Source organism: Mycoplasma sp. 2575, assembly GCF_053851635.1.
The window spans coordinates 16,258-31,125 of sequence record NZ_JBSQBB010000010.1 but is presented as its reverse complement, the minus strand read 5'-3'; the positions used below and the strand labels follow the sequence as shown (position 1 = coordinate 31,125).

Genomic DNA, 14,868 nt, shown 5'->3' with positions numbered 1-14,868 from the left:
ATATATATATATATTGATAAAAAGGTTAAAAATTCTTTAATAACCATTGAATATATGAAATATTTTAACTAATAAATTAATAATTATGTCTATAAATTCATACATATATTTATTTTTAGCAAATAAATAGCCTTCATTAAAAAGGTTTATAGTTGCGATTTTAAAAAATAAAAAAGGTGAGTTTAACACCTTTATTAAATTTTTTTATTTTAAATATTTACTTTTTTAGGATGGATTTTTAGTTGAAATCAATAGTTTTTGAATCTTCTTTTAGCTTTTTTAGCCTTTTTTGCTGTTCATCAATTATCTTATTGGTAAAATTATGCATTTTTTCAACGGCATCATATGGGCTAGTATAAAACGGTTCATATGGATTTGATATATATACCTTAAATTGAATTTTTTCTCGCAATTCTTTAAAGGCTTGTTCACGATATTTAATAAGTTCTTCCTTAGGATAAGTAATACCAATATTAGATAAATCAGATTCCTTTATTACTTTTCCATCAGAGGTAATAAATGTATTTCCAAAATCTTTATATTGTGAATATGTTTTTTCTAAAGTTTGAACTTGTTTGATATAGTCTTTAACTAAATTAGCTCGTTGCTCAACATCTCAAAGAGTTGTTGTGTCGCCAATTGGACCATTTATCATATTAAAATAATCATAAATTTGATCCTCAATTTCTTCTATTTGAATTTCCAAAACATCTTCAAAAAAATTTTTAACCTTCTTAATTTCAGATTCAACAAAACCACTAAATTTAGTACTTATTTCATCTTCCAATTCTTTATGATTTTTTGTATCCTTCTTTAAATCTCTTAATAAGGTATCTTTTTCTTCCTGAGTAAATGGCAATTTTTTACCACTAAAAACTTCGAATAATGCATTTATTTTTTGATCACTTGTTATTATAAAAGGTTCATCATCTTCATCTCAAGGAACATTGTGTTCTGGTTCATTTGGAAACAAAACTATTCCTTTATCATTGTTTAATAAAAAATCAAAACCTTGCTTGCCTTCTTTTGATCTATCATAATGTTTATATAAATTCTTGTAATAAAAATTATCAATTACATTCTTAATTTCTTCATTAGTTGGATCACCAAAATCAATTTCAATTTTTGGTGCTTCATTTTTTATATTATTTATAAGATTATTGTTAGTGTTAATTGAATCAACTGAGTCTAGATTAATTGCATTTTTAATTAATAGATCCGTAATTGGTTTATTTTGTTTTATTAAATCTGTAAGGACTTTTTTTGAATGATGTTTCTTTAAATCTTCATAAACAATTTTGGTATTATTGCCAAACTCTTGATTTTTATCTTCATTTGGAGTTTCTGATTTCTTTGGTTCTGCTGGTTTTTCTGGCTTGCTTGGTTCAATTGGTTTTTTTGGTTCTTCTGGTTTAGCAGGATTTGCACATGATAGAGCCATAATTGGTGTTGCCAAAACAGGCAAAAATCCTAAAAAAAGTAATTTGCTTTTTTTCATTTTTTTTCCTTTCAATTTAGTATTTTTTATAATTATATGACCAACCAAAAAAAAAAAAATAGCGCTTTTTTAAAAGAAAAATCATATTTTAAATTAAAAATTTATGGCTAATTTAACTTACTATACACTTTTTTTCCATCACTTAATTTTTGTATAATATTTCTAATTTTAGGCTTAAAAAAACTAAAGTTTTATACTGCCATAAACCAATGCAAATAAAAACATAAATAATTCATTAATACATATTAATAAAAAAATGAAAGTCACAAATTAAGCTTAAATTAAACATAAAATAAATAGTTTATATATTAATATTTAAGAATTTTTTAACCGATATTTCATTTTTAAAAAATATATACTTTAATAATATATGTTATCGGCCTTGATTATACTCATTTTTTGTTTCACTAGAGGCATTTATAATAATTGATACACGAAATAAAATAATAAAAAACTCAAATCATTATTTGTGACTTGAGTCTAATTATTTTATTTTGCCTAATGTATTCTTATTTTTGGTTATTATCTAAATTTCTTTATTTAATTAGAATGTTCAATATTTTATTTTCAATATAAATAACTTTAATCACTTGCTTGTCTTTTAATCATTTCTTAATTGAATCAAGCTGCATTGCCTGCGTAACAATTTCATCATTATTCCAAATTGGCCGAATTTCTAACTGACCACGCAACTTTCCGTTAATTTGTACACCAATTTGCGGATTTTTTTCAATAATTAAATTAGTTTTGGCGATTGGCCATTTTTGGTAAAATATCGATTTTTCACCAATCATTTCCAAAAATTCTTCTGCTATATGAGGAGCGAAAGGTGAAAATAAAATAGCAAAGTTTTTAATAATTTCTAATGAATTAATTTTTTCAATATTCGCAAGAAAATTAATAAAGACCATAAACTTGCTTATTGCTATATTAAACTTATATTTTTCAATATTTTCACTAATATCCAAAATAAGTTGATTAATATTACTATCAAGTTCCTGATTTTCATCAGTTATATCAATGTTTTTTCTTAATTTATCAACAATAAGATAAATTCTATCGAGTCATTTTCTAATTCCGTTGAGAGAATCTGTATTTCATGACTTTGACTCAGTTAAGGGGCCCATAAACATCTCATATAACCTTAGGGCATCAGCACCATGTGATTCAACTAGACCATCAGGATTGATGACATTGCCAAGAGATTTTGACATTTTTTGTCCATCTGGTCCTAAAATTAAACCTTGGTTTATTAACTTTTGAAATGGTTCCTTGGTATTGACAATGCCTAAATCATATAAAAATCTATGTCAAAATCTAGCATATAATAAGTGTAATACGGCATGCTCTTGGCCGCCTATGTATAAATCCACTGGCAACCATTGATTAAATCTTTCCTTTGCTTCTTGACTATCAAGCGGCAAATATGTTCCGTCATCATTTTTTAAAATATAGGCCAGGAAATATCAACTAGACCCCGCTCATTGGGGCATTACATTAGTATCATGTCGATATATCTTATTATCAACTTCAACATATAATCAATCCTTAATGTTGGCAAGTGGTCCTTCTGTTGAGCCTGATGCTCTAATATTATTAACCTCAGGAAGTTTTACTAAGTTATCAACTAAATAAATTTTATTATTTTCATCAAATAAAACCGGAAACGGTTCGCCCCAATATCGTTGACGTGAAAATACTCAATCTCTCAATTTAAAATTAGTTTTATTATCAACGACGCCCATCGCATTTAATTTATGATAAATAACTTCTGTTGCTTGTGCTTTTTTAAGGCCGTTTGCGATATCAGAATTAATATGTTTAGAATCGTCAACAAACGGTAACTTCTCCGCTTCTAATACTTGTTTAATAGTTAGATTATATTTTCTTGCAAACTCATAATCCCTGGCATCATGAGCAGGAACAGACATTATTGCCCCTTCGCCATAACTCATTAAAACATAGTCAGAAACTCAAACCGGAATATTTTCATTTGTTAGGGGATGACTAACATATGCACCGGTGAACAAGCCTGTCTTGTCTTTATTAAGTTGCGTTCTTTCAAGGTCGTTTTTTGTTTTTGTTATATTTATATAATCGATAATTAATTTCTTATATTCATCTGTACAAATTTCTAAAAGCAATGGATGCTCAGGACTAATAATAATCGATGAAACACCATAGATAGTATCTAATCTGGTTGTGAAGGTTGCAATATTTTTCTTTGAATTTTTAAGATTTCATCTAACAATATGACCTTGTGATTTTCCGATTCAATTTTTTTGTAATAATTTTAAACTTTCGGGTCAATCAAGGCTAGCCAATCCCTCTAGGAGTTTATCAGCATATTTAGTGATCTTTAGAACTCATTGCTTCATCGGCTTCTTGACGACAGGAAAATTACCGCGCTCCGAAACTTTTTGCCCGTTAATTTCAATAATTTCTTCGTTGGCCAATACTGTGCCCAATCCTTCGCATCAATTAACGTCAATTTCCTCAATTGAAGCAAGTCCATGCTTATATAATTCCTTAAAAATTCATTGAGTTCAGATATAAAACTTGGGATCAGTAGTATTAATTTCTTTATCATAATCATATGAAAATCCCATTAGTTTTAATTGTCTACGAAAGTTATTAATATTTTTTATTGTGAAGGGGGCTGGGTGGTTTCCGGTCTTAATTGCATATTGCTCAGCAGGTAACCCAAAAGCATCTCAGCCAATTGGATGCAATACATCAAATCCGTTTAATCTTTTGTAACGTGAAATTATATCTGTTGCAGTATAGCCTTCAAGATGTCCAACATGTAAACCAGACCCCGAAGGATATGGGAACATATCAAGAATATAGGCCTTTTTATTGCTTTTTTTTGTTGTCTTAAATGATCTATTTTGTTCTCAAAAATCTTGTCATTTTTTTTCTATTAGTTTATGGTTATACATGTTATTAATTTTACATTAATATCTTTTTTTACAAATATAATGTTGTTTAATTTCTTACAAAAAACATTAGCACTGTTTTTATATAAATTATTGTAAAATTTAATATATTATTTTTAACTGTAATACAACAAAACAATAAAGGAAAAAATATGGCTGAAGAAAGTAAAGATTATAAAGACACATTATTAATGCCACAAACAGAATTCTCAATGAAAGCAAATCTTGCTGATAAGGAAATTATCTTCCAAAAAAAATGAGAAGATGAACAACTATATCAAAAAATTTTAGCTTCCAACAAAGGGAATAAAACATTTGTTTTGCATGATGGACCTCCATATGGGAATGGGAATATTCATGTTGGTCATGCGTTAAATAAAATCCTTAAGGACATAATTGTACGATTCAAAAATATGCAAGGCTTTTATGCTCCATTTACACCCGGCTGAGATACTCACGGGCTTCCTATTGAACACAAAATGTTAGTAGAGCGAAAAATGACTGCAAAAGATTTTTCAGTTGTGGAACTAAGAAGAGCATGTGAAGAGTATGCCCTAAGTCAGGTTGCAAAACAAATGGAACAATTTAAAAAGCTTTCATTGCTAACTGATTTTAAAGAAATTTATGTTACTTTAGATAAAAGATTTGAAGCACAACAATTAAGACTTTTTAAAAAAATGCTATTTGATGGTTTGATATACAAGGACCTAAAACCAATATATTGATCGCCTTCTTCACAATCTGCCCTAGCAGAGGCTGAAGTTGAATACGCAGACCATATTTCACCATCAATATTTGTTGCCTTTAAGATTACAGAAGGCAATAATATTGTTTGTAAGGATGAAAAACTAATTATATGAACAACTACTCCGTGAACATTAATTGCAAATTCAGGTGTAGCTATCAATTCAGAATTTGAATACATCAAAATAAAAGTTAATAATATTACTTACATTTTAGCCGAAGGCCTAGTTGAATCAGTTGCTCAACAATGTAAATGAGAAAAATATGAAATTATTGGAAGCAGTTTCAAAGGTAAAGACTTATTAGGAATAAAATACGAAAGTCCAATTAATAAACTAATTTGTCCAGTCGTTGAGGGACACCATGTTACACTTGAAAATGGGTCAGGATTAGTCCATATGGCGCCTTTATTTGGCGAAGATGATTTTATTATTGGAAATAAAAACAACCTTGAAAAAATTATGCACGTCAATGATGATGGGACATTAAATGAAAAAGCACTTCAATTTAAGAACATTTTCTATGATGATGCTAATCCATTAATTGGTAATTTCTTAGAGGAAAATAATTTGTTGCTTGGATTCAAAAAGATAAAACACTCATATCCTCATGATTGAAGAACCCATCTTCCAATTATGTATCGCGCCACTCCTCAGTGATTTGTATCTGTTAAAAAGATTAAAGATAAAATTCTAAATGAAATAAATAATGTTAAAACATATAACGAGTGATCAAAAAACCGCCTTGAATTAATGCTTGAAAATCGCGATACTTGATGTATTTCAAGACAACGAAGTTGAGGTGTTCCTATTATTGTTTTTTATGACAAAAACAAAAATCCAATATTGGAAGAAGAAATATTTGACTATGTCATAAATATTATAGAAAAACATGGCTCAAACATATGATATGAAAAAACAGCGGACGAATTATTACCTGAAAAATATCAAAAACTTGGATACACTAAGGAAAATGATATTATGGATGTTTGATTTGATTCAGGATCAACTTCACTAGGTGTTAAACCTGCTGCTATTGAGGCGCCATTTGACTTATATCTTGAAGGTTCAGACCAATATCGCGGTTGATTTAATAGCTCAATGATAAATTCGGTTGCTTGAAGAGATAAAAGTCCCTTTAAGTCATTTCTATCGCATGGTTTTACCCTCGATGGCAAGGGGCGCAAGATGTCTAAATCATTAGGAAATACAGTTGACCCGCTAGAAATAGTAAAAAAATATGGTTCAGATATTTTAAGATTATGAGCTGCAAACTCTGAATACACGGCCGATATTACAATTGATAATAAGATTTTGGAACAAAATGTCGAAATTTATCGTAAATTAAGAAATACAATCAAATTTATGCTAGGAGCACTATTTGACTTTGATTTTAATTATGTTAGTCTTGAATCTATTCATGCATTAATGTTTGAAAAAATAAATAACTTGGAAGCAAAAATTCTATCTTTTTATGAAAATTATAAATTTGTAAATGTTATTAAAGAAGTAAATAATTTTATCATTGATTTAAGTTCTTACTACATCACAATTACAAAAGATATTTTATATCTAAATAAACAAGATAACTATGAAAGAAGACAAGTTCAAACCGTTTTTGCCAAAACCATTAAAACTTTATTGCAAATACTTGCTCCTATACTTCCAACAACTATGGAGGAAGTATATCAATATTATAACGAACCTAATAAGCAAGAATCTGTACACTTATTAAAATGAAATCTAAATAAAACTTTTTCAACAAAGCTAAGCGATAAATGACAAGAATTTTTTGATCTAAAAGACGAAGTTTATAGATTAATTGAAGAAAAGATTAAATTGCAAGAAATTAAGAGACAAAACGAGGCATTTGTAACTATTACAACTAAATCAGAATTCATAAAATCGTTACCACTAGCTAAATTACTAATGATTGCTAAATTAACCATCGGAAACGAAATGAAGGTTGAAAAACGCGAATCATATAAATGTCTAAGATGTTGAAATCACTTTGAAAAAGATCAATTTAGTTTTAAAAATGAAATTTGCTTTAGATGCGAGGAGGTTATTGATGCAAGAAAATAAAAAGGAAAAATACTTTTCAAAAGAATATTGAAAAACAAATTGAAAATTCATTCTTGTTAACATAGCAATTTTTTTGGGAGCATTATTTATTTTCTTATTAATAGACCAACTTACAAAGGAATATATTTTTAGATGAAAAGATAAAAGCATTTTATCTCCAGATCTAGACTATGAAATCGGCAATAAATTTATAATCTTTAAATCAGTTTTTCACGCTGGCACTACGTTAGGTTTTTTTGAAAGCAATTTGCCAGTCTTGCACACATTTAGTTTTGCCATTATTTTAGGTTCACTATGAGGCGTAACTTTTGTTAGAGAAAAACATTCAATATGCATAACTATTTTTCTTGGCTTAGTAAGTGCTGGATCTATGGGTAATATGATTGATAGATTTATATTCGGTGGCGTAAGAGATATTATGAATTTTCCGTGAGCAAACCAAGGTGTTTTAAATTTTGCTGATATTTGATTAGTTTTAGGAGCAATAAGTGTGGTTTTATCAATTATAACCATACATTGAATAAAACATTATAAAAAGAACAAACTAACAAAAGACGAAAATAAGGTTTAACTAAACCTTATTTTTTTCGCTCTTTTTTCATATATTTGTTATATTTCCAGGTTTATAAATTAAAAATTTATAGGGAGGAAAAATGAAAAAATTAAGTGAAAAAGAATGTGATGAAATTGCTGGCGGATTTGCTATATCAGCCTTAATTACTTCTATATTAGGAGCAATTCCAATAATCACCTCAGCAATAAGCTCTACCGTAGGTCTAATAAGATCAGTAAATTCTTCAAAGGGCGAAATTAAAACCAAAGATTTCAATGCAAAATGGGAAGATACTGATAATAACATTGGCTTCAATGTTGGCTTTCATTACTGCTTATAAATAAAAAACTAGGAAACTTTCCTAGTTTTTTATTATTAATCTTCTTTTTTGAAATAAGTACTTATTTTTTTGATTTTTCTAATATCTTGTTAAATCTTTCTACACGACCACGTGCCTTAACGTCTGTACGATTTCCGGTGTAGAATGCATGACAATTAGAGCAAACATCTAAAGATACTTTTTCAGCGGTTGAACCAAAAATAAAATCTGTGCTACACGATGAACATGTTGCATGAATTTCAGAATATTTTGGATGAATTTCCTTTTTCATAGAATATGCTCCTTATATATTATTTATTGAAGTTAATTAACTAGCAAAAATTATAACATAAAAGCGTTATTTTTACTCATTAATATTTTTTCATTTTCACTCAACAACTTCTGGCATATCGTAACCAAATTCATGAATATATTCATTATGTTCTTGTATTTTTTTATTCATTAAATCGATAAAATTTTGTTCCTTAGAACCATATAATTTCTCTATCGCATCTTTAGCAATATGGTATCTATCCATTTCGCTTAATTGTCTGATATCAAAACTAGTTGTTATATCACCATTTTCACGATAACCATGAATAATTAAATTGTGATTTGTTCGATCAAAGAAAATATCTCTTATTAAACCTTCAAATCCATGGAAAGAAAACACAACTAGTTTATCTCTTGTAAATGCCTTATCAAATTCCTCGTCACTAATTCCACGTGGATCGATCTTAGGATTTCTTAATTTTAATAAATCAACAACATTAATATACTTGATTTTAAGCTTAGGAAAATGACTATGAACAATAGAAATTGCTGCTAGTGTTTCTAGGTTCGGTTCAACACCAGATGATGCAAAGACAATATCAGGCGTTTCTGTTTCCTTAACATTTGAAGCTCAATCAATAACCTTATAGCCTTTTTCAACAAGTTCTTTTGCTTCATCGATATTGAAAAATTGTTCTCGCGGTTGCTTAGAAGCAACAATTAGATTAATAACATTTCTTTCGGTTAATGATTTTTCCATAACAGCCAAAAGTGTATTAGAATCTGCAGGCAAATATTCTCTTATTAATTCAGGACGTTTGTCGGCAAGATGGCCTAAAAGGCCAGGATCTTGGTGCGTATAACCATTATGATCTTGTTGAAATGCTGTTGAAGTTGCAATAATATTTAGAGATGGATAATCATTTCTTCATTTCAATTCTAAAGACTTCTTTAATCACTTCATATGCTGAGTTAACATTGAATCGATAACCCGTAAAAATGATTCATATGAAGCAAAAAAACCATGGCGCCCAGTCAAAACATAACCTTCCAAAAAGCCTTCAGCCTGGTGCTCACTTAATTGTGAATCAATAATTCTACCAACAGGACCAACAAATTCATCATATTTGTCCGAATATTCCTCTAATCATTGACGCTTAGTAACTCTAAAAAGTTCAAATAATCTATTTGATTTTGTTTCATCAGGACCAAAGACCCTAAAATTATCAGGATTTTTTGTTACAACATCAGCCATATATTTTCCTAGCTCAACCATATCCTGCCCTTTATTTTTACCAGGATATTCAACATTAGTAGCAAATTTTTCTCATGGAGATAAATCTAGATAGCGTGAATTGATTCCTCCGTTTGTTATTGGATTTGTTGCCATTCTTTGCTTACCTTTTGGAGCAAGGTTTTTAATTTCTGCTAGAATAGTTCCGTTTTCATCAAAAAGTTCTTCAGGTTTATATGATTTTAGTCACTTTTCTAACTCTTTAATGTGAGTAACATTAAAAGCACTAACAGGCAAGGGCACTTGATGTGCTCTAAAACTGCCTTCAATTGCTTGTCCATCTCAATCTTTTGGACATGTCCAACCTTTCGGGGTTCTAACAACTAGCATAGGCCATAATGGTCTTGTTGCACTATTCGGCCCGACTAATTCTGCCTTAGCCTTAATATTTAGAATATCTTCAATAGCTTGATCCATGATTTCAGCCATTTCTTGATGAATTTCAACACTAGTTTTATTACCACTTCATTCAAAGAAATATGGCTTTCAACCTAAACCTAAAAAATATTGTTCAATTTCCTTTTTTGGTTTTCTTGCTAAAAGAGTTGGATTAGAAATTTTTCCACCATTTAGATGAACGATAGGAAGAACAACACCATCATTCACTGGATTAATAAACGAATTTGAAAATCATCCAGCACAAAGGGGCCCAGTTTCAGCCTCACCATCGCCTATAACCGCAGCTGCAATCACACCAGGATTATCCAATATTGCTCCTGTTGCATGCGATAATGAATAGCCTAATTCTCCACCTTCATGAATTGATCCAGGTGTTTCAGGAGCAGCGTGACTTGCTGTTCCACCAGGAAATGAAAAACGCTTGCACATTCGTTGTATCCCTTTTTCATCCTGTGAAATTTGGGGATAAATTTCTGAATAAGAACCATCCAAATATGAGTTAGATATCATGACTTGGCCGCCATGTCCAGGACCCTCTATATAAAACATATTTAAATCATATTTATTAATAACACGGTTTAAATGGGTATAAATAAAATTTTGTCCAGGAATTGTACCTCAGTGACCAATAGGATATAATTTAATATCATCTTTTGTTAATTCTTTTTTTAATAATGGATTGTTTCTTAAATAGATTTGAGCAACACTTAAATAATTAGCTGCTCTAAATCACTTATCCATTAATTCAAAATATTCTTTTTTATCAAAATTACTATTCATATTCCTCCATAATATATTTTTGCAAAAAATATAGTAATAATATTTTACATCAATTTATTAAGAAGTAAAGGGGTTAATAGCTAATCATACATAAAAACAAAAAATGCCCTACAATAAACATAGTCATTTTTTTAAAAACACATTTTATTGTCAATTTCTCCAAAAAAGCGTATGTAGAGTTTCTTGATTTAATGACAACTGTATTCTTTTTTGTTATATCAATTTATTATAATTTTCTACAATAGTTTTTAGTTATAAAAAGCCATTTTTTTAACATATGTTTAATAACTAAATCTAGATCATTTACTGAAAATAAATTTTAATTGAGAATTTTATTTGTTTTGTGATGAATTACAACTGATAAATAAATATAATTTAATTTTTTGATGTTTCAATATATGAAACACAATTTTTGGCGTATCTCTATTACAATTTCTTTTTTTTCTCTTAGCTATTTCCTATTATCAACTAATTAAAAAAATCCAAGCACAAATGTGACTGGATTTTTTATCTATGTTCAACAAAAGCAAGTAATTTTATAATCCTAATTCCTCATCAGTCGGAATATCTAGATTTGAACCAACATAAGCAAAAATTTCGGGACTTTGTTTTAAATATTTACCATCTAAAATTCTTTGAACAGATTTTATCGTATCTTCCAACGAAACATAAACACCGGGAGATTTTGTAAAGTGTTCAGTCATAAAGAAGTTTTGAGTAAAGAAATTTTCCAATTGAAGAGCCTTTTTAACTGTATTCTTACTTTGTTCATCTAATTCATCAAATCCTAGAATCAAAATAACATCTTCAAGGTCTTTATATGCTTTTAAAATTCTTTTTGTTTCTATGATAGCGTCAAAGTGTGCTTTACCAATAATTTTTTCATCAACAGAGTGTGATGAAGAAGCTAGAGGGTCAAAAGCAGGGAAAATATTTTTTGAGGTTTGATTACGCGATAAAACAAGATTACCATCAAGGTGATTAAATACTGCAACGGCTGATGGATCACTTAAATCATCCATTGGCAAGAAAATAGTTTGGAATGATGTTATTGATCCATTTTTGTTTCTAAATAATCTATTTTCAACATTAGCAACATCTGATTCTAATGTAGATTGATAACCACCTACAGAAGGTTTTTTACCCAATGAAGCAGAAACCTCATTTTCAGCCTGAATAAAACGATAAATATTATCAATAAATAATAAGACATCATCTTTTTCATAATCTCTTAAATATTCGGCAGCTGTAATACCAATTGGTACAATCGACATTCTAGCTCCTGGTGATTCATTCATTTTTGAAATATACATTACTGAATTCTTCATTAAATTTGATGATTCTAACTCATCAAATAATTCAATAGCTTCACGTGATCTTTCTCCGGAACCAATAAAAATATTTGAAGTCTTTGTTGATTTTTTATTAACATTAAAAATAATTTCCTTCATTAAAACAGTTTTACCAACACCGGCGCCACCAAATATACCCAATTTATATCCTTTAATAATTGGCATAAAGAAGTCAATTGCCTTAATTCCTGTTTCAACTATTTCTAGATTACTCTCTAGATAGCGATCGTTGTTAATAATTGAATTCATTTCAATATATATAGGTTTTGTTCCACGTTTTTCAAGTAACGGTTTTCCCTCAAATGAATAGATATTATTTTTGGAACCTGAACCAACTGGAACCATAAAACTTTGTTTGGTATTAATAATTTCATCATTGATGTTAATTTCTTTTGAAGAATAAATAATAATAGCTCTAATTGTTTCCTCATCAATAATTCTTTTTACCAATAAATAAGTTTTGCCGTCATTCGTTGTTAGTAATTGATTAACTAATGGCAACTCTTTTTTATTAAATTTAACTTCAATAATGTCAGATCATAATTTAACTATTTTTCCCATTATTTATCTCCTAACTTTTTAGCAACTAATTCTAAATATTCCTTACTAAATTCAACAAACTCATGTTCATATTCAACATCTCATCCTAAATTTAAATAATCTGAATATTGTTTTAAAGCATATGCAAAAAAGTTTTTCATAATCTTATCATCATAATCTGTACTTGTTTGCATAGTATTATAAGCATTTTTAGCTTCCTGATTTGTTTCAATTAAAAGATCGATAAATCTTAGCGCTTTTTCTTCATCCTTAATCCCATGTAATATAGTTCATGAAATTAGTTTAGACATCAATAAAACAAATTTATTCGAATATAATGTATATCCTTTTTGGATAAACATCTTATCAATCATTTTTCCTTTGTACAATAATGTTGCAGTTTCTTTATTCAATTCATAATCAAGAGCAGCAAGCTTTAAATGTCTCTTATATTGTTTAAAGATTTTACCTACTTCTGAAGCTACCTTTGACATAATTCTATTTTGTACTGATGAACCAGTTCTTGAAACTGATAAATTAATATTTATAGCCGGTAAAACACCTTGAGAAAATAAGTCAGCGCTAGTTACAATTTGACCATCAGTAATTGATATAACATTAGAAGAAATTAATGAAGTTATATCGCCATCAATAGTTTGTAAAATTGGTAAAGCAGTAATTGTTTTTCTATTTTTAAATGAACCAGCACGTTCTAATAATTGTGAATGAGCAAAAAATATGTCGCCGGGCATTGCTTCCTTACCAACAGGCTTATCAGTTAATAAAGCAATTTCTCTAATAATATTAGCATGCTTTGTTAAGTCATCAAATATAATAACAACATCATCAGTTAATGAAATGTTTTCAGCATGTGCCATACCTACATACGGAGCTAGATATTGCTCGTATGCACTAGTAGCAGGCGCATCAACAATAATAGTATTTTTTAAAGCATCATGTTCTTTTAAGGTATTATAAATTTTAGATATGCTTTCTCTTTTTTGTCCAATTGCAACATAAACACACTTGGTATTGGTTTTTGCTTGATTTAAGATAACATTAATTGCTATGTGAGTTTTTCCGGTTTGTCTATCCCCAATAATTAATTCACGTTGTCCTTTTCCGATAGGAATTAATAAATCTATTGATGTGAATCCTGTATATAGTTGCTCATTTAATGTTTGAACACTCATTAATTGATGAGCAAGTTTAAATGTGGCACTTTCAGGATCATTTTTTTGTTTTTCAACAGCAAGCTTTTTAGGTAAAACAACATCTCCAAAAATATCGACTACATTTCCAAAATGTTGTTTTGAAGTAAATACATCACGCTTTTGGGTAGCGATTATTGTATCATTAATTTTTAACTCTTTATTTTCATTATTAGCTAATAAAAACGCGTGATCATTTGTAGCGCTAATAAGAATTAATTTAATATTTGTATCTCTTTCGCAAACAAATTGTTGTCCTTGTTCATAAGGAAATTGTCCTGATACTTCAACAATATAACCAAAAATAGAAATTATCTTGGGATTTTTATTTGGTTTAGCATTACTATTTTCCATTTTCTTCTCCTTTATCATTCATAAAATAACTTTTTTTAATATATAACTTCAAAATTCCTGCTATGTCTGAGAAATATAAAATAATGTTAGGCAAGAATTCAACATAATATCCATCTTTTATTAGGTCCTTAAGAATCTCATTATATAATTTTTCGAAGTCATTATTTCATTCAAATTCTTCATTATTCACATAAATTAATGGAACTTTTTTATAAATGCTAAATATAGCGTTTTCTTCGAAGTTAACAATAAAATTGGCAAATTTTATAGGTAGATAATCCATAAGTGATTTCTTAATTCTCTCTAGAAAGTCAATTACACGGGAATCCTTTGTATTAAAATTACCTTTAAATAAAATAGTTGAAATAAGTTTATTAAAATCAATTAATTTAATTTCATTTTGATTTTTTTGATCTTCAAACCAGAACAAAATTCTATCTTTATTTCCATCTATTAATATAGATTTTTTTTCAGGCATTTTTCTCCTTAAAATAAGTTAAATAATAAAACAACATTATTATAACCATA

General features: G+C 28.6%; 10 protein-coding genes. 3 read left to right on the top strand and 7 right to left on the bottom strand.

The genetic code is table 4. From position 1 onward, the window contains the following. Positions 1 to 238: 238 nt before the first annotated feature. Both ACWXVU_RS02420 and leuS read right to left on the bottom strand, forming a co-directional pair. Positions 239 to 1,498, bottom strand: coding sequence for a hypothetical protein (locus ACWXVU_RS02420; protein ID WP_456012122.1), 1,260 nt, complete (start codon positions 1,496 to 1,498; stop codon positions 239 to 241). Positions 1,499 to 2,034: 536 nt separating this feature from the next. Beyond that, positions 2,035 to 4,440, bottom strand: a complete 2,406-nt coding sequence (gene leuS, locus ACWXVU_RS02415) for a leucine--tRNA ligase (RefSeq protein WP_456012121.1) — start codon at positions 4,438 to 4,440, stop codon at positions 2,035 to 2,037. A gap of 149 nt (positions 4,441 to 4,589) precedes the next feature. Between leuS and ileS the strand changes: the two genes are divergently transcribed. The 3 genes from ileS to ACWXVU_RS02400 all read left to right on the top strand — a co-directional run bounded on the left by ileS (position 4,590) and on the right by ACWXVU_RS02400 (position 8,158). Next, positions 4,590 to 7,265, top strand: coding sequence for an isoleucine--tRNA ligase (gene ileS, locus ACWXVU_RS02410; RefSeq protein ID WP_456012120.1), 2,676 nt, complete (start codon positions 4,590 to 4,592; stop codon positions 7,263 to 7,265). After that, on the top strand, positions 7,252 to 7,836 hold the full coding sequence (locus tag ACWXVU_RS02405) for a signal peptidase II (protein WP_456012119.1): 585 nt from the start codon (positions 7,252 to 7,254) through the stop codon (positions 7,834 to 7,836). The genes ileS and ACWXVU_RS02405 overlap by 14 nt, the downstream gene beginning before the upstream one ends. An 82-nt stretch (positions 7,837 to 7,918) precedes the next feature. Further along, on the top strand, positions 7,919 to 8,158 hold the full coding sequence (locus ACWXVU_RS02400; RefSeq protein WP_444704768.1) for a hypothetical protein: 240 nt from the start codon (positions 7,919 to 7,921) through the stop codon (positions 8,156 to 8,158). Positions 8,159 to 8,219: 61 nt separating this feature from the next. Here ACWXVU_RS02400 and rpmE read toward each other — a convergent pair whose 3' ends face one another. The 5 genes from rpmE to ACWXVU_RS02375 form a co-directional block, all read right to left on the bottom strand. After that, a complete protein-coding gene (rpmE, locus tag ACWXVU_RS02395; RefSeq protein WP_438340297.1) occupies positions 8,220 to 8,429 on the bottom strand; it encodes a 50S ribosomal protein L31 in 210 nt (69 codons plus the stop codon). Positions 8,430 to 8,501: 72 nt separating this feature from the next. Then, positions 8,502 to 10,883 (bottom strand): phosphoketolase family protein, encoded by a 2,382-nt coding sequence (locus ACWXVU_RS02390; protein WP_456012118.1) that lies wholly within the window; start codon positions 10,881 to 10,883, stop codon positions 8,502 to 8,504. Between the two features lie 536 nt (positions 10,884 to 11,419). Further along, entirely contained in the window at positions 11,420 to 12,796 is a 1,377-nt protein-coding gene (locus ACWXVU_RS02385; protein WP_444704770.1) for an MSC_0618 family F1-like ATPase beta subunit, read from the bottom strand. After that, positions 12,796 to 14,340 carry an MSC_0619 family F1-like ATPase alpha subunit gene (locus tag ACWXVU_RS02380; RefSeq protein ID WP_455993610.1) on the bottom strand — a complete coding sequence of 515 codons (1,545 nt, stop codon included), beginning with the start codon at positions 14,338 to 14,340 and terminating at the stop codon, positions 12,796 to 12,798. The genes ACWXVU_RS02385 and ACWXVU_RS02380 overlap by 1 nt, the downstream gene beginning before the upstream one ends. Beyond that, positions 14,330 to 14,818 carry an MSC_0623 family F1-like ATPase-associated protein gene (locus ACWXVU_RS02375; RefSeq protein ID WP_456012117.1) on the bottom strand — a complete coding sequence of 163 codons (489 nt, stop codon included), beginning with the start codon at positions 14,816 to 14,818 and terminating at the stop codon, positions 14,330 to 14,332. Before ACWXVU_RS02375 ends, ACWXVU_RS02380 begins: the two co-directional genes overlap by 11 nt. Positions 14,819 to 14,868: the final 50 nt, after the last annotated feature.